The 21998-nt window shown below is 42.7% G+C and carries 26 protein-coding genes and 1 riboswitch; of the genes, 1 reads left to right on the top strand and 25 read right to left on the bottom strand.

Annotated elements, in window-relative coordinates:
- Positions 1–319 precede the first annotated feature (319 nt).
- From cpu_RS06535 to cpu_RS06505, 7 genes are all read right to left on the bottom strand, one after another.
- Positions 320–1162 carry an SDH family Clp fold serine proteinase gene (locus cpu_RS06535; protein WP_075859230.1) on the bottom strand — a complete coding sequence of 281 codons (843 nt, stop codon included), beginning with the start codon at positions 1160–1162 and terminating at the stop codon, positions 320–322.
- A 29-nt stretch (positions 1163–1191) separates the two neighbouring features.
- A complete protein-coding gene (locus cpu_RS06530; RefSeq protein WP_075859229.1) occupies positions 1192–2988 on the bottom strand; it encodes a sensor domain-containing diguanylate cyclase in 1797 nt (598 codons plus the stop codon).
- 26 nt (positions 2989–3014) lie between these two features.
- On the bottom strand, positions 3015–3797 hold the full coding sequence (locus tag cpu_RS06525) for a TPM domain-containing protein (RefSeq protein WP_075859228.1): 783 nt from the start codon (positions 3795–3797) through the stop codon (positions 3015–3017).
- An 8-nt stretch (positions 3798–3805) separates the two neighbouring features.
- Positions 3806–4372, bottom strand: coding sequence for a LemA family protein (locus cpu_RS06520; protein WP_075859227.1), 567 nt, complete (start codon positions 4370–4372; stop codon positions 3806–3808).
- A gap of 98 nt (positions 4373–4470) precedes the next feature.
- Positions 4471–5220 carry an ABC transporter ATP-binding protein gene (locus cpu_RS06515; RefSeq protein WP_075859226.1) on the bottom strand — a complete coding sequence of 250 codons (750 nt, stop codon included), beginning with the start codon at positions 5218–5220 and terminating at the stop codon, positions 4471–4473.
- Between the two features lie 6 nt (positions 5221–5226).
- Entirely contained in the window at positions 5227–5997 is a 771-nt protein-coding gene (locus cpu_RS06510; protein ID WP_075859225.1) for an ABC transporter permease, read from the bottom strand.
- A 16-nt stretch (positions 5998–6013) separates the two neighbouring features.
- A complete protein-coding gene (locus tag cpu_RS06505) occupies positions 6014–7084 on the bottom strand; it encodes an ABC transporter substrate-binding protein (RefSeq protein ID WP_075859224.1) in 1071 nt (356 codons plus the stop codon).
- 236 nt (positions 7085–7320) lie between these two features.
- On the opposite strand from cpu_RS06505, the gene cpu_RS06500 reads away from it, so the two are divergent.
- Entirely contained in the window at positions 7321–8139 is an 819-nt protein-coding gene (locus tag cpu_RS06500; protein WP_075859223.1) for a sulfite exporter TauE/SafE family protein, read from the top strand.
- On the opposite strand, the gene cpu_RS06495 is transcribed toward cpu_RS06500, so the two are convergent.
- The 18 genes from cpu_RS06495 to cpu_RS06410 form a co-directional block, all read right to left on the bottom strand.
- Positions 8136–8558, bottom strand: a complete 423-nt coding sequence (locus cpu_RS06495; protein ID WP_075859222.1) for a putative zinc-binding protein — start codon at positions 8556–8558, stop codon at positions 8136–8138. The genes cpu_RS06500 and cpu_RS06495 overlap by 4 nt on opposite strands.
- A 174-nt stretch (positions 8559–8732) precedes the next feature.
- Positions 8733–9167, bottom strand: a complete 435-nt coding sequence (locus cpu_RS06490; RefSeq protein ID WP_075859221.1) for a DMT family transporter — start codon at positions 9165–9167, stop codon at positions 8733–8735.
- Between the two features lie 72 nt (positions 9168–9239).
- A complete protein-coding gene (locus tag cpu_RS06485) occupies positions 9240–9485 on the bottom strand; it encodes a spore coat protein (RefSeq protein ID WP_077177210.1) in 246 nt (81 codons plus the stop codon).
- Between the two features lie 10 nt (positions 9486–9495).
- Positions 9496–9699, bottom strand: coding sequence for a ferritin family protein (locus cpu_RS06480; protein WP_075859220.1), 204 nt, complete (start codon positions 9697–9699; stop codon positions 9496–9498).
- 57 nt (positions 9700–9756) lie between these two features.
- Positions 9757–10152, bottom strand: coding sequence for a PIN domain-containing protein (locus tag cpu_RS06475; protein ID WP_075859219.1), 396 nt, complete (start codon positions 10150–10152; stop codon positions 9757–9759).
- On the bottom strand, positions 10145–10441 hold the full coding sequence (locus cpu_RS06470) for an AbrB/MazE/SpoVT family DNA-binding domain-containing protein (RefSeq protein ID WP_075859218.1): 297 nt from the start codon (positions 10439–10441) through the stop codon (positions 10145–10147). Before cpu_RS06470 ends, cpu_RS06475 begins: the two co-directional genes overlap by 8 nt.
- A 114-nt stretch (positions 10442–10555) precedes the next feature.
- Complete coding sequence (locus tag cpu_RS06465; RefSeq protein ID WP_011345342.1) at positions 10556–10837, bottom strand: ferredoxin family protein; 282 nt, start codon at positions 10835–10837, stop codon at positions 10556–10558.
- Positions 10834–12129, bottom strand: a complete 1296-nt coding sequence (locus cpu_RS06460; RefSeq protein WP_075859217.1) for an FAD-dependent oxidoreductase — start codon at positions 12127–12129, stop codon at positions 10834–10836. Before cpu_RS06460 ends, cpu_RS06465 begins: the two co-directional genes overlap by 4 nt.
- Positions 12130–13140, bottom strand: coding sequence for an electron transfer flavoprotein subunit alpha/FixB family protein (locus tag cpu_RS06455; protein ID WP_075859216.1), 1011 nt, complete (start codon positions 13138–13140; stop codon positions 12130–12132).
- Between the two features lie 83 nt (positions 13141–13223).
- Positions 13224–14039, bottom strand: a complete 816-nt coding sequence (locus cpu_RS06450; protein WP_075859215.1) for an electron transfer flavoprotein subunit beta/FixA family protein — start codon at positions 14037–14039, stop codon at positions 13224–13226.
- Positions 14040–14132: 93 nt separating this feature from the next.
- Entirely contained in the window at positions 14133–14771 is a 639-nt protein-coding gene (locus cpu_RS06445) for a ferredoxin-thioredoxin reductase catalytic domain-containing protein (protein ID WP_075859214.1), read from the bottom strand.
- A 102-nt stretch (positions 14772–14873) separates the two neighbouring features.
- Positions 14874–16109 (bottom strand): glutamate 2,3-aminomutase, encoded by a 1236-nt coding sequence (eam, locus tag cpu_RS06440; protein WP_075859213.1) that lies wholly within the window; start codon positions 16107–16109, stop codon positions 14874–14876.
- Positions 16110–16190: 81 nt separating this feature from the next.
- Positions 16191–16321, bottom strand: a riboswitch (cyclic di-AMP (ydaO/yuaA leader).
- A 67-nt stretch (positions 16322–16388) separates the two neighbouring features.
- Complete coding sequence (locus cpu_RS06435; protein WP_075859212.1) at positions 16389–17129, bottom strand: tyrosine-protein phosphatase; 741 nt, start codon at positions 17127–17129, stop codon at positions 16389–16391.
- Entirely contained in the window at positions 17122–17529 is a 408-nt protein-coding gene (locus cpu_RS06430; protein ID WP_075859211.1) for a HEPN domain-containing protein, read from the bottom strand. The genes cpu_RS06435 and cpu_RS06430 overlap by 8 nt, the downstream gene beginning before the upstream one ends.
- On the bottom strand, positions 17523–17828 hold the full coding sequence (locus cpu_RS06425) for a nucleotidyltransferase domain-containing protein (protein WP_075859250.1): 306 nt from the start codon (positions 17826–17828) through the stop codon (positions 17523–17525). Before cpu_RS06425 ends, cpu_RS06430 begins: the two co-directional genes overlap by 7 nt.
- A 212-nt stretch (positions 17829–18040) precedes the next feature.
- Positions 18041–19903, bottom strand: coding sequence for an N-acetylmuramoyl-L-alanine amidase family protein (locus cpu_RS06420; RefSeq protein WP_075859210.1), 1863 nt, complete (start codon positions 19901–19903; stop codon positions 18041–18043).
- A 171-nt stretch (positions 19904–20074) separates the two neighbouring features.
- Positions 20075–21523, bottom strand: a complete 1449-nt coding sequence (locus cpu_RS06415; protein ID WP_075859209.1) for a transglutaminase domain-containing protein — start codon at positions 21521–21523, stop codon at positions 20075–20077.
- A 117-nt stretch (positions 21524–21640) separates the two neighbouring features.
- The gene (locus cpu_RS06410; protein WP_075859208.1) at positions 21641–21910 is read right to left on the bottom strand and encodes a sugar phosphate isomerase family; all 270 of its coding nucleotides are present in this window, start codon (positions 21908–21910) and stop codon (positions 21641–21643) included.
- Positions 21911–21998: the final 88 nt, after the last annotated feature.

Genomic DNA, 21998 nt, shown 5'->3' with positions numbered 1-21998 from the left:
TTCAGGACTTTCACTTGTAATTCCGCGCCCATGCCGGGCGTAAAAATTAAAGGACTTAGGGCGTAATGCCGTAAGTCCTTTTTATATATTCTTTAATTTCTCTGATAAATTTTTCAGCATCAATGATCTGCTGTTTAACTTCTTCTTCTGTAACTCGGAAAAAATCCTTATAATAACTCTCGGTCCTAATATTATTTATTTTTTATTTCTTCATTTTCCACTAAATTTTTCATGAATATTTACCGCCTTTTAACCTAATTTTCTCCTATTATTTCCACACTGTCAATAAAAATACCCCCTCCCAAGGGGGTACAATTATTTATTTAGGCAAATCATTTTTCCCGTAAGGCAGTGGGATATACTGCACTGAAGGCCGGCGGCCCTGGGGCTGGGGATACAAATCCATAAGCTCATAAATCTCCCGGGGCAGGTTAGTCGACACCGGAAGCCCCAGCTCCTTTAACTGCTGGGCAGAAATGGGATAATCGTGAGTCCAGGTTCCCTGGGATAAAAGCTTGGCCACTTCCCGGGCTTTTTCCAGCTCCATTTTATCGGATAAAAGCTCTACCACCGTATTTTCCACCTGGGCCAGGGCTTTTTTGGCAATGTCCGCCATAATCAGGGTTTTGTCCTCTACCTTATCGGGTCCTTTTTGCTCCACCACTTTAAGAATCGATGCCGCCGGAAATTCCCCAAGCTGCGGATCTACCGGACCCGCCACCGCATTTTCATCCATGACAATTTCATCGGCCGCTAAAGCAATTAAAGTTCCGCCGGACATAGCATAGTGCGGAATAAATACCGTTACTTTGGCCGGATGCTTTCTTAAAGCTTCAGCTATCTGCTCGGCAGCCAGAACCAGCCCTCCGGGGGTGTGGAGTACCAGGTCAATTGGCATATCATCAGGGGTCAAGCGAATTGCCCGCAAAATCTGCTCCGAATCCTCAATATTGATGTAACGGCTAAAAGGCAGCCCCAAAAAGCTAAAAGTCTCTTGCCGGTGAATCATCGTTATTAAGCGTGATTTTCTTTTCGTTTCAAAATGACGAATGATCTTGAGCCGCAAAACTTCAATTTTTTGTTGTTTAAACATTGGAACTAAAGACATCAGCAAAATTAAAAACCAGAAAAAGTCAAATAAAGATACTTTCAAAACTCTCACCCCCTTTGTTATTTATTTTTCATTCTCCCCTAATTTAATTGCCTCTTAACTTTACTTTTATCTTCATACATCCGGTCGTCAGCAAGCTTTAAAAGAATCTCGGTATTCCCCGCTTCCACCGGATAAGTTGCTCCCCCTACTGCCAAAGAAAATTTGCGCTGGTATTTTTTAAGTTCTAAAGCAGAAAAACGCTTTTTAAGCTCTAAAACTTTGTTTTTCCCTTCTTCCAGACCCATCTTGCGGTAAATAATCCCAAACTCATCACCACCAAGCCTGGCTCCTATATCGCTTTGCCGGATATTTTCCCGGATTTTTTGTCCTATTAACTTCAAGGCTTGATCCCCTGCCCCGTGGCCTAAACTATCGTTAATCTCTTTTAATCCATTCATATCCAGAAATACTAACGTAAAAGGTTCGCCGTAACGATCCGCATCGTATTTTATTTTTTCCAATTCCTCAAAGAAATATCGGCGATTTGGGAGCCCGGTCAAGCTATCTTCATAAGATAACTTTTCCATTATCTCCTGTCTTTTTGCTTGAATTATTGACAGAGTAGCGTATTTTTGAAAAACCTGCGCTGCTTCAAAATCATATTCATCAAATTTTTTAAAAGGCTGGAAAAGGTAAAGAAAAATAAAACCAAAAAACTCGTCGTCGGAAGCTAAGGGAATATATAAAATTTGTTTGGCTTCAGAAAATATCCGCTCAAGTTCTGGCGAATATTCAACCTCTCGAAACATTTTTAAAATAGAAATAAGGTTTTCATAAATTTCAACACTTTTCCCAAAAACTTTTTCAAAATTTTTAAAATAAATAGTTTTTCCTATATCAAAATAATCTACAAATTTACCCCAGCTGTATTCAGCTCGAAAATAATCTTCCCCGTCTTTTAAGTAAATTGCTATCCGTTCAGCTTTTGGTATAAGCTTTAAAAGTTTATCCCCATGAATTTTTAATAGCTTTTCTAAGTCAATGTTATGTTTTAAAAGCTCTTCACTCATTTTCCCCATTTCGCTTAAATTGTAGTAGTAATTTAATACCCCGGAAAGATAAATTGCCCGAAAGAGGAAAAAATAAGCAAGCACCTTGTAAAGATGGCCAATTAAGTTATAAGTATCATAAACGCTTTTATAAAAAGTAAAAGCAACTTCGGAGAAAAAAGTAAAGATCACAAAATACCCAAAATTAACCAAAACCGAAAGTTTAATATATCTTCTCCCTAGAAAAATAACTAATAACCCCAGCCCATAAAGCGTCATTAAAGCATGTTCTAAAGATATTTTTAAAGAAGTTAAGCCTTTACCTTCAACGTACAGGGGAGGAACTTTATTTAAATATACCGTTGAAAACAAAAAAGCCCCAATCATTAAGGCAAAATTTAAAAGCATTATCAATAAAACAGGAAATGTTTTATCTTCATTCCGCCAAAGCTGTAGTCCTGCTGCAATAACCCCTAAAGCTACTATAAATCTTCCGTACAGCCATAAAAAAGTTGCTTTTTGATAAGAACCTGGAGTAATAAACTCAGGCATTCCTTTATAAGAAAGAGTATGGAGTAAGTCCACCCACCCTACCGCTAAAAAGAGAAGACCTAAAACATGTAAAAACCTTCCGTACCGTCCGGTAAGTCCATCCCGCATCAGCCAAACCATACTGAAAATAGCAAAAGAAACAAAAACGGTTATAAGTTCCAGTAACGTATGCACCCCAAGGTACTGTTCGTGGCTGTAAATACGGTACACTATCGGTGAATAATACCGGGCTAAAGCTAAAAACAAAAAAGCGCCAATAAAAGCTATAATTAATTTTCGCTTATAACCATCCAAACCTTCTCCCTCCAAAGTAAAAGAAACTACCAGCCGCCACTGGCACCGCCACCACCACCGGAGCCGCCGCCAAAATGGTCGTCAAAATCATTATCACCGCCACCAAAAGGTCCCCCGGGAGGTATAAAAATTGGCGGGTCAAAATCCGGCCCCCGGTGCGGTCCGTAATAGGTGTACTTTCGCGGCCGCAGAAGAGCGGAGATGATAAAAAATAAGATTATAAGTGTTACAAAGACAGCTCCAATCACTTCCACAGAAACACCGGATTTTACTTGGTAAGCTTCGGGGTTTTCTTTACTCAGCTCAATCGGGCTTATTCCGTACTCTTTGGCCACTTCCGCCACTACCCGGCGAAAACCAAGGAGAATTCCTTTATCATAATCCCCCTGGCTAAAATAGGGAAGCATACTCTCTCTTAAAATCCTTCCCGCTTTGCCATCGGGAATAGCCCCTTCCAAGCCATAGCCCACTTCAATCCGGGCTTTACGATCCTGAATTGCTACTAAAATTACCACCCCGTTATTTTTCTCGCTACTTCCCACGCCCCACTGACGCAAAACTGCCAGCGCATACTCTTCTATTGGTAGACCTTCTAAGCTATTGACCGTCACTACAACTATTTGAGCTCCGCTTTTAGCATAAAGCACCCGGTTTACCTTAAGGATTTCTTCCCGGGTAGCTGCCGACAGTACTCCGGCATAATCGGCAACATAAATATCCTTTTGGGGTTTGGGGACGATAGCTAAGGCAGTTCCGCTTATAAGAAAAAGGAGTATTACTACTCCTGCAAAAATTTTATAAGTTTTCATTTTTCCACCTACTGCCCAAAGTTCACCTTCGGAAAAGTTTTAGCATTCTCCGGTGCCTTAAAGTAATCTTTTGGCGTAAAGCCAAATATCCCGGCCACAATATTGGTAGGGAAAGTTTTAATGCGGGTGTTGTATTCTCTAACAGCCTCATTGTAATCCCGCCGAGCCACAGTAATCCTATTGGCCGTACCCGCAAGTTCGTCCATAAGCTGAGCAAACTGAGCATCGGCCTTTAAGTTGGGGTAGTTTTCGGTTAGCATTAAAAGCCGGCCGACCAGATTACTTAGCTCTCCTGCCGCTTCATCCCGCTGGGAAACGGTTCCGGCAGAAAGCATCAAACTTCTAGCTTTCGCAATACTCACAAAGATTTCTTTTTCGTGGGCCGCATAGCCCTTCACTGTGGCCTCAAGATTGGGCAAAAGATCCGCCGCCCGGGCCAGTTGGTTATCAATTTCGCTTAAATTAGCATCGACTTTTTCGTTTAAAGCCACAAGGGAATTATAGGTAGAAAATCCATACAGGAGAAATAAAATAACTATTCCTACAATCACCCAGAAAAGGGGCTTTTGGTTCATCGTACTACCTCCAAAATTTATTTTTTCTCGACCTTATTTTACATTATCATGGTAAAACATTCAAACTTTTGTCGGAAAATGTTACAAAATTTTAATAATTAACTGCGAAGGCAAGTAAATATTTTTTCAAACAAAACTTTATACTCATCGCTTTTTCTTACTGCTATTAAATCCCGCGGGCGGGGGAGATTAACCTCAAGTATGGCCTTTACCCTGCCGGGCCGGGCCGATAATACCAGTACCTTATCCCCCAGAAATATTGCTTCGTCAATGCTGTGGGTGATGAATAGTGAGGTAATCTTTTTTTCGTCCCAAATTTTTAAAAGCTCCTGTTGCAACACATGCCGGGTCTGTTCATCTAACGCTCCAAAAGGCTCGTCTAAAAGTAGCACTTCCGGCTCCACCGCAAACGCCCGGGCAACCGCTACCCGCTGCTTCATCCCTCCCGATAATTCTTTCGGGTAGGACCGGGCAAAATCTAAAAGTCCGGTAACCTTTAAGTAATACTCCACCTTTTCCTGGCGAAGTTTTTTCGGTAGTTTTCGTAGTTTTAAACCAAACTCAACATTTTCGTAAACCGTAAGCCACGGAAACACCGACTGCTCCTGAAATACCATAGCATTAAGCGGCTTTTCCGGATCCTCCCGAATTATTTTCACCTCTCCCCGGGTAGGCGGAATAAGCCCGGCTATAATCCTAAGCAAAGTAGTTTTCCCGCAACCGGATGGTCCTACTATTGTAACAAATTCGTTTTTCAAAACGGTAAAGCCGATATCTTTCAGCGCAGCTACTTCTTTTTTTCGGGAATAAAAAATTTTTGTTACCTTTTCCACCAGCACCTTTTCCACCTACACTCACCCCTTCCAGGGGATAATGATTTTTTCGATAAAGTCCAGTAAGTAAGACAGAATGTAGCCTAAAAGGGAAAGCATTAAAAGGGCGATAAACATTTGTTCAATGGCAAACATATCATACGCCCGCCAGATCATGTACCCGAGTCCCGCCCGGGCCGCTGACATCTCTGCCGCTACCACCAAAAGAAGTCCGGTTCCAAGGGCAAGTTTAATCCCGGTAAAAATTAGCGGCATTGCCCCGGGTAAAGCTAAACTCCAGAACTTCTGCCAGGAATTAGCCCCAAAATTTTCCGCCACTTCAAAATATACTTTTTCGAGATTTACTACTCCCGCTAAAGTATTAATCAGCACCAAATAAAAAACCCCTATGGCAATAGTAGCAATTTTTGAGGCTTCTCCCAGGCCAAAGATTAAAAGGATTAAGGGCATGATAGCAATTTTAGGGATCGGAAAAGTAGCAGCAACTAAAGGTTCAATTAATGCCCGGATAAAAGAGGAAAGACCCATTAAAAGACCTAAGATAACTCCCAGGCCCCCGCCAAGCAATATGCCTAAAAATACGCGTTTTAAACTTACATAAGTATGCCAGAAAAGTTCCCCGCTTTTAATTAAAGGCGGTAGCGCCTTTAAAATGGCTGAAGGGGAGGAAAAAAGCCGGGTATCGATTAAATGATCCCTTGCTAAAAGCTCCCACACCAAAAGAAAAAGTAAGGGGGAAAGGAACGACAACCCTTTTAAAATTAAATTTTTAAGCGGAATTTTGCTGTCCATTCCCCCACCCCCTTTATTATTCATAGACGCCAAGTTTGGTAAGCACAAAGTCCACGTAAGAATTGTCAATTGCATCAATCGCTTTAACATCTTTTTCTAAAAGCCCATGGTTTTTATACCAGGTAAGGTCCTTTTCAATACCAATCTTTCGCACATACCCATTAGGATTGAGCCCTACCGGGTACATTTCGTCATAAAGCTTGCGGTCCTTTACCGTGGAATATTCCATAAGGATCGAAATAATCCGTTCCCGCTCGACACCTTTAATAAAAGCATCGTTATAATCCCGCAGGGCTTTGACATATGCCAGCATAAACCGTTTTGCAACTTCCGGCTTTTCGGTAATCGAAGGGCCAAATACTAAAATGGCAATCTGAGCATCGGGATCGTACTCCACCGGGTCTTTCCAGCGGTCAATTAAGCCTTTTTCTACTCCCTGGGCCACAAACGGTTCGATAACCATAGCCGCATCTATTGATTTATTGGCAAAAGCTGCAATAATATCCGGGAAGGACCGAATAATTTGTAATTCCACATCTTTGGTAGTGAGACCCCCTTTATTTAACACCCGGTCCAAGCAAATCTCATCTAAGGAGGCAGTTCCAACTATAGCAATTTTCCGGCCTTTTAAGTCCTTGTAGTCTTTTATCTGGTCCGCCAGGTCTTTTCGTATTACCAGCCGGTAGTAGCCTTTTTGCGGCAGGTTGTAGCCTTTATCTGCCACAATTTTAATGGGTATTCCCCGTCCCATGGCGTTAAATAAGGCGGTAGAAGTCACCGTACAACCAACATCTAAACCTTTGGCCGCAAGCTGGTTAATCATTTCCTGGCCGGAGTTAAACTGCACTGGTTCGATTTTTATCCCCAGTTCCTGGTAGTATCCCTTGGCCATACCTATTAAGATACCGGCATCACTCACCACCTGTTTTAAGCCAACCGTTACGGTCACCTCCTGGTCTAAGGGCTTAATTTTAAAAGTAGATAATAATTTTTCCGGTTCTTTGGTGGTTTTTTCAGTACCGCATCCAACAAGCACCAGGAAAAGCGACAGCAAAAGAGCTAAAAAGACAAGCAAATATTTTTTCATCAAAATCCCTCCCTCGCTCTTAAATTTTATGCACCACCTCCAGTAAAGGTTCTTTTTTTTAAAGAAAAAAGTGGTAAAATATTAACAGTGGTCGCTCATCTTTTCCCGACCACTTACGACAGATTACCAAACACAATTATGTCTTAGAAGTTTGAGGTTTGAAGTTAGAAGTTGGAAAAATGGAGTTGCCCCTACATTTAAAATATCAAAGCATTTAAAATAGAAAGGTGAAAAATATGGAACATTTATTAAACGTAATCATCGGCATATTTGTCGGGATGATCGGTACTTTAATTGGAGCCGGAGGTGGCTTCATCTTAATCCCTTATCTTATCTTGGTGGCAAAATTCTCACCCCAAGCCGCAGCCGGTACTTCCCTTTTCATGGTATTTTTTAACGCTTTATCCGGCAGTATAGCCTACATCCGGCAAAAGCGGGTGGATTTTCGCACCGCCTTTTACTTTGCCCTGGCTACCGTTCCGGGAGCTGTCCTGGGGGCTTACTTAAACCGTTTTTTGCATTCCCGCCTGTTCAACATTTTATTCGCCTTACTTTTACTTTTTCTGGCAGGCAGAACTTATTTTCACCGGTCAACTGATAAAAACACCGCAAAAAAGGATAAAGAATACCATCAGGAAAAAAAATTTCCCGGTATAGAAATCCGGGAAATTATTGATGCCGAAGGAAATAAATACGAATATTCTTTTAACTTGTGGCTTGGGGTCGGTATTAGCTTAGGAGTGGGTGTAATTTCCTCCCTTTTAGGAATTGGCGGCGGAATTGTCCATGTACCGCTGATGGGCTTTTTAGGTTTTCCCATGCATATCGCTACCGCCACCAGCCACTTTATCCTGGTGATTACCTCGTTAATAGGGGTAATATCCCACATTTCCTACGGTCACGTGGTTTTTGCCAAAGCAATTGCCTATGCCGTAGGCGCCATCATCGGCGCTCAAATAGGCGCCCGGATTTCTTCTAAAATTTCCGGCAATGCCATCAAAAAAGGGCTAGCTATAGCTCTAGCCCTGGTAGCCATAAGGCTTTTAACTCTTTAAACAGCTTTTTCGATTCCTCTGACGTTTTCTTTTATAATTGTTGCTGCCCGCGCGGCCAGTGCATCTATCGCTTTTCGGCTTCTATCTCCCAGCCGGCTTCTTTTTTCACCGGCTAAAGAGAGTTTTTCTTCTCTAAGTACATCCGGTAAATATACTTCAAAATCAACCTTGCCGCCTTTATCCATCACTGCCTTTGTAGCACACCGGTCTTTACAGCCATTTAGCACTAACACCGGATAATCATTGATAAAATCAATATCTTCCTGAACGCCGGTAGCCAGCGCTGGCAAGCAAACTAAAACAGTATTATCCGGATATAACTCTTCCACCAATTTATACGCTGCTTCCCGGGTAATAGCCCCAAAAATTTGTCCTATCCCGGCACAGGGAGTAACGGCAATTTTTTCGTAGTTTTTCATGTTTATACCTCCATAAATAGTATTCGTTGGTATGTGGTTCGTGGTAGGGGACAAAATAATGTACCTACCACCAACGTCCAACCACTGGCCACTTTGCTATACTTTTTTACTTAAAATTAGTATTTTCGTAATTCTTCTATAATATTATTATCATAGCCTTTATTTGTCAAGGACTTATTCCTTTAACACTAACCAGGCCCCTACAATAATTAAAACCGCTCCCAAAATCGTCTGCCAGGAAAAAGGGGTTTTTGCCAGGTTGAATATCCCAAGGCGGTCAATTATCCCGGCGGTTAAGAGCTGCGCTGCTACAATAGCCGTCGTTGCTGCTGCCACCCCTCCTTTAGGCATGGCAAAAGCTACAGCGTAAACAATCACTACCCCTATTAAACCACCCAGGTAATAATACCAGGGTCCTTGTAATACACTCCCTTTCTCTTTACTAAATAAAACAAAAAGGGCCGCTCCGATTGCCCCAACAATATGTACAATTAAAGTAGTTTTGGCAAGACCGATGGATTTACTTAAGGCACTGTTCATTGAACCCTGGACGGCCATTGCCATCCCCGCCAGAGCAGCTATCATGTAGGCTAAAAGTTTCCCATCCATAAGTTTAGACCTCCGTAAATTGCGATAAGTGGTTGGTGCTCCTAACATAAAACCGTGGCTTTGGGCCACGGTTTACATAGTAGGACGTACCCGGATTTCGTTGCCGGTTTGCTGCACCAGCGGTACCTGATACCAGCCTTTTTGGGACATTGTAGTAAAAAGCTTCCGGGCATTATTTAACTTATCGTTATGGGCCTGCATTAAAGTATTCCGCACCTGGTCGGAATAAGCCTCCATTACCGCCGTGTGATACATGGTAGATAAAAATTTTTCAAAAGATAAAATATCCGTGATCATGTCCTGGTCTTTAAGCATCATTACCACCTCCTTAGTGCATTGTAATCCCAGCCTGGGACATCAAACTGTTGATGCTAGAAGCATGCTGGGAGCAGTTGCTGGCAATCTGGCTAAACAAAGATTTTAATGATGGGTCACTGGCATTTTGGGCGTAAAAAGAAGCCCGGGATGCTTGAAGTCCTTCTAACTTGGCAAGTTCCTGAAGATAAATAAGCTCTTTTTGGGAAAGCTGCATAAAAAATCACCTCCTCGGTTTTTACTTTTCCCGAGAAGGTTTTGATTTATTAATGGTTTATTTTTCCTCTAAATACTGTTTGGGGGTAACTATTTTTACTCCGAGGATTGTTTTTCCAAAAAGCAAGCCAAAATGCTTAATGTCCCCGGTAACAAGATGGGTAGCCTCACAGGCAATAGCAGCTTTTAAGATGGGCATATCTTTCGGAGGAAGTAGTTCTGGTAACGGAAGATCTGGTAAAGAAGCTTGGTAAACACAAACCTTTTGCAGTATTTTTTCCAAAAAGATAACTTGTTCATTTGTTGCTAAATTTCGTTTAGCCTCATTTACCGCATAATTGGAAGTAAAAAGAATTAACTTACCCTTTTCTTGAAGTTTCCAAAATTTTCTAAGTCCTTTACTGCCGTAAGCTACCGAAAATAAAACATTGGCATCTAAAAACACTTTATCCATGACTTTTTAAATTAGCCTCAATTTCTTCAGGATTAAGCCCCATTTTCCTTATTTCCCCGTAAGCCCACATCCGGTCTTCCTCGCTTACGGCATTGGCAAGTAAAAACTCAGCTTTTCTCTCATTTGAATATATCTCTACTTCGTAAATTTCCGCAGGCTTTAATAATAAACCCTCTTTGGTCTCTTCGGCAATTAAATAACTTCCTTCTTTAAGGTTTAATTTTTTTCTAATTTCCGCAGGAATTACAATCGTTCCCCGTTTTCCCAGTTGAATAATGGTTTTTCCCATTTTCTTCACCTCTGAATTTCAGTATATCATATTTTACAAAATATTTACAATAGGCTTTCGGTTGCTCCTCCAAAATATAAAAGCGGGCCGAAGCCCGCCCTCTAAATATATTTTTTACCCAAATTTATAGCTTACCCCGAAACCGCCCCGGGGATAGCGCCATTCGATATTGTTAAAGAGACAGCCGTATTTGCAGGTGCCGCATTCCACACAGCCTTCATAGGCAATCATAATCCGCTCACTTTCCTTATCCCAGGAGTAAACCCCGGCCGGACAGATATACGTGCAGTACTTGGCATCACATTTTTCTTTACAAATTTTGGGGTCTTTTATTTTAAGATGCGATTCATTATCCGGTACAAACCGGTTTAAATAAAGTTTATCCATTAAATTCATCGAATCATCCCCTTCCAGAGCCCATAGGCATCTTTCACCATCTGCCAGAAAGACCTCTTAGAGAACGCTTTTTCCTTAATTGCCTTAAACTTATCCCGTTTCGGTACTCCGTCTACCATAAACAGTTCAAAAAAGGCCTCATCCATCATATCGGGATAAGTGGTCATAAGGTCGTGGTTTTGTTCTAAAAACTCTTTGGCATTTTTATATTTTTCTAAGTCTTTCATAATAAAGCTTTCTCTTAAATAATCTTCATATACCTTTAAAGTATTGGCCGAAAAATCCCCCTGGCTTGCCGCCCGGACAATAGCTTTGGCCGCAAGCACCCCGGAAGTAATAGCCAGGTTTGACCCTTCCCGGTGAATGGAGTTTACCAGCATCCCCGCATCGCCTACAATTACAATCCCGTCACCGTACAGTTTCGGGATTCCTTTATATCCACCCTCGGGGATTAAATGGGCCAGGTACTCTTTTACCTCGCCATCTTTTACAAGAGGTTTTATCGCCGGGTGATTTTTAAACGCTTCAATTAAATCATTGGGGCTTATTCGCCTTTTAATAAGGTCGGACATTAAAGCGCCAACCCCAATGGAAAGGGAATTCTGATTGGTATAAATAAAAGCAGTTCCTACCATCCCGGCGGTCGCTTTGCCAAAAAGCTCAATCGCCACCCCTTCTCCGGACTCAATATTAAACCTATCCTCTATTACCGTAGCCGGAAGGCCTATCACCTCTTTAACCGCCACCGCCAGGTTTTGGGGTGGGATTGGTTTTTGATAACCGTATTTTTGGGCTAAAAGGGAATGAGCCCCTTCCGCCAGGACCACCACATCGGCCAGGATTTCTCCCTCTTTACGACCAGCAACAACCCCTTTTACCTTCCCGTCTTTGACAATTAAGTCTTCCACCACCGTTTCGGTAATTAAAAGTGCACCTTTTTCCTGCACCTTTTTAGCTAAAAACCGGTCAAATTTTGCCCGAAAGACCGAATAGCCGCTGATGTCTTCTTTATACCGGGGATTTCGATAGGAAAAGCCAATTTTAGCAGTATCGGTTAAAAAATAATAACGCTGTTCAATTATCGGTCGCTCCACCGGAGCTTCTTTAAAAATTTCGGGAAAAACCGCTTCGGTTGGCTTTTTATAAATAATACCTCCCATCACGTTTTTAGCTCCGGGAAACTCGCCCCGTTCAATTACAATAACTTTTAATCCCGCTTCCGCCAATTTATACGCCGCCGCCAATCCCGAGGGACCAGCTCCAACCACCACTACGTCAAATTTTTCGGGCATTTACCGCACCCCCTTTTGTCCCGCTAAAGCCTCACGGACTTCTTTGGTTATGGCCGGTAGTACTTCCGTCACATCGCCCACAATCCCGTAAGTTGCAATATTAAAGATGGGAGCATTGGGGTCGTTGTTTATAGCCACAATCACATCGGACATCTGCATCCCAACTAAATGCTGCACCGCCCCGGAAATACCACAGGCAATGTAAAGTTTCGGCCGCACCGTCTGCCCGGTCTGGCCTATCTGGTGAGCAAAAGGTATCCAGCCCGCTTCCACTGCCGGCCGGCTGGCTCCGACAACTCCCCCAAGGGCATCCGCCAGCTCCTCCACCAGGCGAAAGTTTTTCTTGCTACCGAGGCCCCGGCCACCGGCAACAATAATTTCGGCCTTGTCAAGATAAACCCCGGGACCTTTTTCTTCCTCGTATTTAATTACCTGGGTGGGTACTTCTTCCTCCAGGATTCCCAGAGGCTCTTCCACCACTACCCCAACTTTAGGCTTGGGTTCGGGCAGGGGAAAGACCCGGGGGCGGACCGTTGCCATTTGGGGCCGGGCGTTTTTACAAAGTATGGTCGCCATAATGTTACCCCCAAAGGCTGGGCGGGTTTGGTGTAAAAGCCTGGTTGTTTTATCGATAGAAAGCTCGGTACAATCCGCCGTAAGCCCTGTATTAAGCCACGTAGCCACCACTCCGGATAAATCCCGGCCTAAGGTAGTTGCCCCGATCAAGATGATTTCCGGGGTATATTTCTGGGCAAGCTTCACAATTCCTTTAGCATACGGATAAGTTCGGTAATCTTTAAGTACCGGATCGTCTATTAAATATGCTTTATCTGCACCATAGCGGAAAAGCTGCTCGGCAAAATCCCTGACACCATCACCTAAAAGCACCGCTGCCAGTTCAGTTCCTAAATCATCGGCAAGTTCTCGTCCTTTGCCGAGAAGTTCAAAGGTAACCGGAGCAATTTCTCCCCCTAAATGCTCCACAAAAACCCAGACACCTTGCGCATGCATCTTTCCACCACCTCAAAGTATAATTTTAGGGACAGTCCCTTTTTTATACTTTAAGTAGTAAATTAGGGATTGTCCCTAATTTACTACTTGTTAGCCACTAGCGTCAGCGGTACCAACTTCTCTACCAGCACCTTGGCAACTTCTTCCGGAGTTCCAGTCAACATTTCCACCTTGGCCCGGGCTTTGGCTTGCGGCACAAAACTTTTCCACACCTGGGTTGGTGAACCTTTAAGCCCTAAAAAAGCTTCCTCCACATCCAGCTGCTCTTTACCCCATATTTCCGGCTGGTAGCGAGCTGCGCGAATCATATCCGGCATAGTGGCATAGCGGATTTCGTTTATCCCCTTTAAAGCCGTTAAAAGGGCTGGAAGTTTTGCCCGCACATATTCTTTCCGCCCTTCAATTTTTCTTACCGCCACCACGTATCCTTCCATCGGATTAAACTCCTCCACCCGCTCTATGTAGGTAATAAGCGCCATATTGAGCCGGGCTGCTACCCCTGGTCCTACCTGCGCCGTATCACCGTCGATGGCTTGCTTACCGGCAAATACTAAATCCACCGGTTCAGACGAGGCAATTTTCTCAATCGCTTTAGCCAGGACATAGCTGGTCGCCAGGGTATCCGATCCGGCAAACTTCCGATCGGTGAGTAAAATCGCCCGGTCGGCTCCATAAGAAATTGCTTTTTTCAAAGCCTCCGCCGCCTGCGGCGGACCCATCGAGACCACCGTCACCTTGCCGCCGTATTTATCCTTAAGCCTTAAAGCTTCTTCTAAGGCGTGGGCATCGTAGGGGTTGATAATTGACGGCACCCCTTCGCGAATTAAGGTATTGGTTTTGGGGTCAATCCGCACTTCCGCCGTATCCGGCACCTGTTTTAGTAAAACTACCGCATGCACAATACCACCTCCAGCTTCTTTTATTTTTTAGTTTACCCGGATTTTGAAAATTTTCTGTGAGTTAGCTTACAGTTTGGAGAATAGTTTTTTATTTTATTTTATTTTTAAAGTCACTAAATAACCATCCTGGGTTTGTTCCTTTTGGTAATCTAAATTTTTAATCTTTGCAAACTTTTGCAGGTTTTCCGCTTCCTGCTCTTTTTCCACCAGTACTTTTAACTCTTTATTCCCTATTGCATTTAATGCTCTTTTTACCTGGTGGAGGCTATCGGGAACTTTAAGCCCTCGTTTTTTCTCCACCGGTACTTTCCGGGTATCTAAAATGCCGTTAACAAGATTTAACGGCACCCCCTGGTACTCCTCCATTAAATGGGCCTCGGCTTTTTTAAAATCCTCTGAAGACAAATCCCCGCGGCCAAACAGTACACAGTGGCAGGTGCCGTTTTCCTTAATTTCTTCTTCCGCAAAGGCACAGGGACAAATGAGCTTCTTATCCAGACCCTTGTCCCCCGACGGCTCAAAACAAGGACAATAACGGCGCCCAAACATCTTTTCACTTTCAGTCAACCAAATTTTTAAATTGGTAGAAAACATCCAGTGAGGATTTACCTTTAAGTTTTTAATTTGCGCATATTTTTTAATAAACTGGTCCTGTCGTCCCAATTCCTGTCGATAGTGGAAATAATCCCGGAAAAAAGCTTTCATCATCTTAAACATCCCTTTAACGTCCATACCCTAACCCCCTAATAATTTTATTTTATTTAAAATATAACATTTCATAATTTTGTTTGCAATAAAAAAACCGCCTACCAAACGGTAGACGGTTTTTGCGGATTAACTGTTTGGATACCGGATTACCCGGCCTTCCCAGTTGCGTAAAATTGCCTCCTCTTCCGAAAGTTCAATTAGGTATTGCGGTAAAAGCGGTATCTTCCCATAACCTCCCGGGGCATTGACGATATAATAAGGCACTGCCAGCCCCGAAGTATAACCCCGTAAATTTTCCATTATCTTTAAGCCGTCTTCAATTTTCGGTACAAAATGCATCGTCCCCCGCACCCTTTTGGCCTGAAAGATATAATAGGGGCGCACCCGAATCTTTAAAAGTTCATGATTTAATTTTTCCATGATTACGGGAGCATCATTTACTCCCTTTAAAAGCACCGCTTGATTGCCCAAAACTACCCCCGCTTCAATAAGTTTATCCACTGCCGCTTTAGCTTCCGGCGTCACTTCCCGCGGGTGGTTAAACTGGGTGTTAATGTATACAGGGGGGTACTTCTTTAAAATTTTCACCAGGTTATCGGTAACCCTTTGCGGCAAAGTCACCGGAACCCGGGTACCAATTCTTTTAATTTCCACGTGGGGTATTTTGGAAAGTTCCTTTAATATCCAGTCCAGTTCTAAGTCCGACAATAAAAGGGCATCCCCACCGGTGATTAAAACATCCCGGATTTCTTTATGTTCCCGGATATAAAGAAGAGCTTCTTTGATCTGCTCCCGGGGAGTTTTCCGGTCCACCTCGCCGATATTTCTCCGCCGCTGGCAGTGGCGACAGAACATGCCGCACATATTGGTAACGTTAATTATTAAGCGGTCCGGATAACGCCGGGTAACCGCTGCGACCGGCGAAGTTCCCGCTTCATTCATGGGGTCAAGTTCACCGGTATCATCTAAAATCTCTAAAATGGAGGGCACCGACTGCTTCTTAATACCGCAGTCGGGATCAGCAGGGTCAATTAAGCTTAAATAATACGGCGAAATGGCAAAGCGATAAGTTTTGCTGACCTCCTGAAGTTCCCAAAGGGCCTGGTCGCTTAAAGGCAAAATTTTTCCTAGAATTTCCGCTGATGTTACCCGATTTTTCAGCTGCCAGCGCCAATCCTGCCAGTCTTCTTCCGTTCCTCCTAATACCTTTAAAATCTTTTCTTTCTGCTTTAAGATTTTTTCCCAGGCTTCAAAACCCGATAAAACCTTTTTTCGCTCCCGCAAGCGGCTACGACCAATGCGTGTCAGTTCCCTTTGCCGTTTCATTCCTTCATCTTTTCTTGAGATTCTAACTCTATTCATCCGTAATCCCTCCTTTACATTTAGAGGGAGCACAGAAAAACCCTCCCGGGGGAGGGCCTAAAAGGCAAAAAACATCCATTTCTGCTCCCCCTTCGACGCTTACGAGGTTAGCTGACGGGTTCGGGCGGAAGGAGAGTCGCCCTACCTAAAAAGGATTCACCCCATAAATGGGTCCCCCGCTTCCCGTATCGGGAATTCAGCGTTTAGTTAATAATATTTTACCAAGTAAAATAATTTTTTTCAAGTTTCTTGAATATTTTGTAACATATTTTAGTTATCTTAGAAGAATTTGAACCACGACTTTTTCTTTTTAAGCTTTTCTTCTTGAAATTCCAAAGCTACCGGATTTAAGAATTTTCCCACAAAAAACCGCCGGTTATTGGCAAATACTTCCGGTTTAAGATACTCCTCTAAAAACTTTATACTTCCCGGACCATGAGCATCGGTACCGGTGAGAGCCCCCTTTGCCAAAAACCAGCGAGCACTTTTCCGGCTTCCTTCCCCAAAATAACCGGATAAAAAGGAGGTAAGACTTACCTGAAATACAATCCCCATGTCTGTAAACTCCTCAATTTCTTCCCGGTTCTCCCGTAAATACCGGTACCGCTCCGGATGGGCAATGATTACTTTATTCCCGGCTCCGACTATTTCCGCTAAGTAAAAAGTAAGCCAGGGCGGTTTTTGGCTTACCGGCAGTTCTATTAAATAAATCCGCTCCCCTTTTAAGCCCAGCACTTTACCTCTGGCTATCAACTCCGGCAGCTCCGAAGTAAGGTAAAGCTCCATCCCCGGGTAAACTTTAAGAGGGATGCCTTCCGCCTCCAGGGCCCGGTTTAAAACCTCTACTTGGCGGATTAATTCTTCCGGCTCCAAAAGCCCACCTTCGGCAACAAAGTGCGGAGTCGCCACCACTTCGCTAAAACCTACTTTCGCCATTTCCCGGGCAAAGGCGATTGAGTCAGCAAGCTTTTCCGGCCCGTCGTCAACTCCAGGTAAAATATGACAGTGCAGATCAAGCATTTTCTGCCTCCGTTTTCGTTAAAATAATTTCAAGATGAGCTACAATTTCTTCTGCAATCCTCAAACATTCCAACCCGATTTCTTCGCTTAGCAATAAAGGATTTTCAGGCGGATAACGGGTTTCTATGTAAAATTGATTTAAAAAAGAACTATCCTTAAGATACTTTGATAGTTCAGGTAAATAATTTGCAGCAAGTTTATTTAAGTATAAAAGGCTATGACTGGTCGGAATCTCACCCGACTTATACAAAATAAATGCTTTTAATGCTTTTTCTACCGCCTGCTGGCACTGGAAAGCAACTAAATTCCAGCCACAGTCATGATCTTTTAAAATTTTTGCCGCCCTTATATCTTGTTTAGCATAATTTAACCAATCTTGATAACGTTTACTGTCTACCATATCTTCACCCCCTTACTTTTTATATGATAAGCAAAGCTATCCCTTTGTTTAATAAGCTTATACCAATCATCGGGATGATACAAAATAATATCAAAGGGTTTAGAACAATCTAACGATAAATAAAGTTGCGTTAAAGTTTCCCTTTTCTCGTTATATTCCATTACAATACATAGATCAATATCACTTTTATCAGTTGCCATCCCCCGGGCATAAGAACCAAAAAGATATATTTCTTGGGGATTAAACTTTTCTAAAAGCTGCTTTTTTAAATTTAAAATTTCGGGATGCAAAGTAATCATAAGCTCAATCCTTCCCGGTAAACTTTTTCCACTAAACTTGCCGGCGCATCTTCTTCCCGCGGTGTCATTTTTACCCCTCCGCATTTATTTACTATAATTGTATCTTAACTCCCCCGCCCTTACAATTAGCACTGTTAATTTTTTCTATTTTCCTTGACCTCTTATTTACCCCAGGATTAAAGATTAAAAAAACGCCGGCGTTTGCCGGCGTTTTACTTACCTAAAAACCATTTTGTAATCCCCTGAGCAAGAGCTGCTGCTACTTCGGTCCGGTATTTCGGAGTTGAAAGCTTTTGTTCTTCTTCTGCATTGGACAAAAACCCTACTTCCACCAGGGTAGAAGGCATTTCAGTGTACTTAATAACATAATATCCTTTATCCGTATAGATTCCTTTATTTTTACTTCCTAAAACTTCATTTAGCGAGCTCATAAGCTTATCTGCTAAAGCTTTCTCTAAAAGTTGATTACTGGGATCAGGGTAGTAATACACTTGCGTACCATTAGTCGAGTAATATGCTGGTGAACCTACGCTGTTTTGGTGAATGCTTAAGAATAAATCAGCCGATAAATTATTAGCATAATCTACCCGTTGCTGTAAGGAAAGATAAGTGTCGCTAGTTCTTGTCATATAAACAGCAGCTCCAACCGCTTCTAGGTAACTTTTAAGTTTAAGAGCAATATCTAAGTTAACATCTTTTTCTTTAATCCCGTAAACCTTTCCAACAGTACCGGGATCACTTCCCCCATGGCCTGGGTCAAGCACAATCCTCTTCCCTAAAAGTACTGATTCCGGAAAAATTCTTACATTATACCCCCCATTAATTTTCTCAACGATTAGGTTTAGCGGAACAAAACCAACAAAATTTAATACTACATTTCCGTTTTCCGTTGCTGTTGTTAAACTCTTTACCGGAAAACCTAAATCCGGCGTTGGAGTATTATCGATTTGCCCATTCTCTAAAACCAGTTTTGCCGACAGTTTATCGCCACTTAAGGTATAAGTAAGCTTGGCAGTGGTATAAACTTGCCAGGTTACGCTAGCCGGTGCAGGCTCAAACTTAATTTGCGTAGGATGCACCGGCGTTACCGGAGTATCGCTAAAGTAAGCTTTCTCCGCCCAGCCTATCTCACGGTCTGCTAAAGCTAAGCGATACCAGCCATCTTTTTCCTCTAAAACCCCAAAGCTCTTTTCACCGGAAATAGTAGCTTTTAACCCCGTAGCAAAGCCCGCACCATTAAAAATATTTACAGGATCAATTACTGGATATACGGTTTTTATAATCCGAAGCGTATCCCCGCGGCTGGTTTCTGCCACATAAGGAACTAAATACGCTTTTGCAACCCAGCCGGTAGTACTTCCCGCTTTAACTTTCATCCAGTCACTGGAAACCTGCAGTCCTTCTACCTTTGTCCCCTGCGGCAGGGTCTTAATTACGCTATAACTTGTTCCCGGACCTGAACGAAGATTTAAGCTGGTAGCTTTTACTGCATAGACTCCAGAAATCGTCTTAATAGAAGTATTTGTATTAGTACTGCTCTGCGGAGGAGTAGGGGTTGTCCCCCGGGAAGTTTCGATAACTTTAATATAGGTTTTTACTACCCACCCGGCAATACGCCCTGTTTTTATGTAATACCAGCCGTTTTGCTCCTTGTAAATTTCTACCCGCGTGTTTTTGGCTAATTTCCCAGCTATAGCCGCCGAAGTGCTCGGGGTTTTTCGGACGTTTAAAGTAGTAGCTGTCACAATCCCGGTGCGAGACGCTTGAGCGCTCCGGCTACTCTCTACCACCGGACTGATATATTTTCCTAAAACATATCCATAGCCGTTTTTATACCGGATTTTAAACCACTCACCTGTTTTCCCCGTAAGCTCAACTTTTTGTCCCCGGGTTAATACCCCAATCTTTGCATAATTAATTCCCGGACCTGAGCGAACATTTAGCGTTGAAGCCGTTACTACCCCGTAACTTGTGGCCAATACTGGCAGGCGGAAACCAAAACCCAGGGAGAAAAGGAACAGTATTAAAATTACCAGAACTTGTCCGCGAAAGTTAGACCCATACCCCTTTCTCACTTTTACACCCGCCTTTTTCCATTAATTTATAAAATCTTGTAAATAATTATAACATTTTCTTAACAATTTGTCGAACAAAAAAAGCCCAAAAAGGGCGTAAAATCAGAAATTACAGCCTATAACCCCTGAGGCTTGTCAAAATGTAGTCAGTCGCAGGTGAAAAGATTCACCCTACTCTTCAAAGGTTATGGAATGGAGCATTTCCGCTTCATAATATGCTTGGGCCGAAGTATCTTCTACGTGGTCCGGAAGGGGTGCTTCCTTCAGGTAGTAATCGTATATTATCCTAGTCTCCTGGTCATCCCAGGTCACGTCCACATCCAGCCACTTACCATTGACATAAACCCGGTTCCAGGCATGGGGCTCCCCATCACCGGTGCCTATTACAATTTTAGTAGGAATCCCCGCTGCCCGGGCAATCGCTGCAAACAAGCGACTGTAATCCTGGCAAACACCGGTACCGGATGCTAAAGCTTCCGAAGCAGTTTTCTGGGGCACCACTCCCAGCCGGTAGCTCGTCCAGTCATAGGTTAAAGCACGAGCGACATAATCATGAATAGCTTTAACTTTTGCCGCATCATCGGTTAAACCTGTGGTTAAATCATAGGCAATTTGCCGAATGGTTGGATTGTCACTATCAACAAAGCCGGAAGGTAATAGGCTTGACTTATCAGTAATCCCGGTTACATTTATTTTTACCACTTTTTCAATGTAAACACTGCTACCCCACGACTGCTTGTAAAACAGCAGGTAGTAGCTACCACTCCCGTACCGGAAGTAAAGCTTTTCGCCATTTATATTGGAACTGTTAAATTCCTTTATTGCATATATTTTTCCGCTTCCGGCTGGCTTATAGCCAAAATCGGTACTAATCCCCGCTGGAATACCGCTCATTTCCAGGGTTCCAATTTCCTCTCCGGGTTTTAAATTAAGGGTATAGGTATTCACCTCGGGATACTCGGAAAGCTTCCGGTAGTCAAAGCTAAGAACACTTCCTGGTTTTATCTCTTCTACCGGAGTATTCGAGCTATCCCGGCGAATAATTTTTAGGGATTTAACGGTGGTATTACCAAAGATATCAACAGCTTTAACAGTTACGGTATTTTCACCGGGATTAAGATTAACCTTAGCAATTGTCTGGTAATACCAAACCGGTGCCGCTAAAAGGTTTCTCCCGTTAACCTCTAGCTTTGCTACCCGGGAAATATCCCAGGCAGTGATTTTTAAATCCGCCGTAGAATTAGTCACCACCGAGGGCGCTGTTACCATAACAGCCGGCGGAGTTTTATCCCGGTAAACTATATATACCTGGCGTAAGGTATACTTGCCTTTATGGTCAACCACTTTAACGGTAATAGTATTACTGCCGGCTTTTAAATTTACCTTAACCGATTTAACTATACTTTTCGTTCCTGGCAAAGCATAATTGTTTTTATTAACCGTCAAATATTTTAAAGGATTCTGTCCGGAAGCTTTTGCGGTAATGGTTGCCGACGGGGAATAAACCACCTTTGGCGCCACAACAGTCAGGGTCGGGATGTCCGCCGCTAGCGAAACAGTGCTAAATACGGTAATCAGAAAAAAGACAAGTAATACCAGTAACCCTAATTTTCTTCTCACCGCCAACCCTCCTTCTTTCGAATTTTTTCTATCATCCTAAATATATTATAATCTTTTTGACAATTTTCTGCAAAAAGCCCATCTCTCAAAGAAAAAAGCTGTAGAAAAAACTACAGCTTATAATGCCTCTTTATCCACCCAAAGAGTGAAATTTCCCAGGTTTTTGAGAAAATTTGCCGGCTGATTTGCTTCCCCTGCTAAAAGCTTTTTCACCGCTTCCTTCTTACTTTTTCCTGTCGCTACCATAACTATTTTTTCAAACCTGGCAATTTCTTTTAAGCCTAAGGTAATCCCATACTCCGGTACGTCTCTTCCTTTAAAAAAGAAATCTGCTATAAGCCTTGTTTCCTGCAAAAGCTCAGCTTTAATTATTCCTTCCCGCGGCACCGTCCGAGACCCCTGAAAAAAGTATTATAAAAAATAGAAAATGTAGAATAAAATAACAATAGCCCCTAAATTTATGATATAATTTATG

Origin of the sequence: Carboxydothermus pertinax (genome assembly GCF_001950255.1) — a bacterium.
Classification (GTDB): domain Bacteria; phylum Bacillota; class Z-2901; order Carboxydothermales; family Carboxydothermaceae; genus Carboxydothermus; species Carboxydothermus pertinax.
Note: the sequence above shows the minus strand (reverse complement) of the source record. Positions and strands in the feature narration are given on the sequence as shown.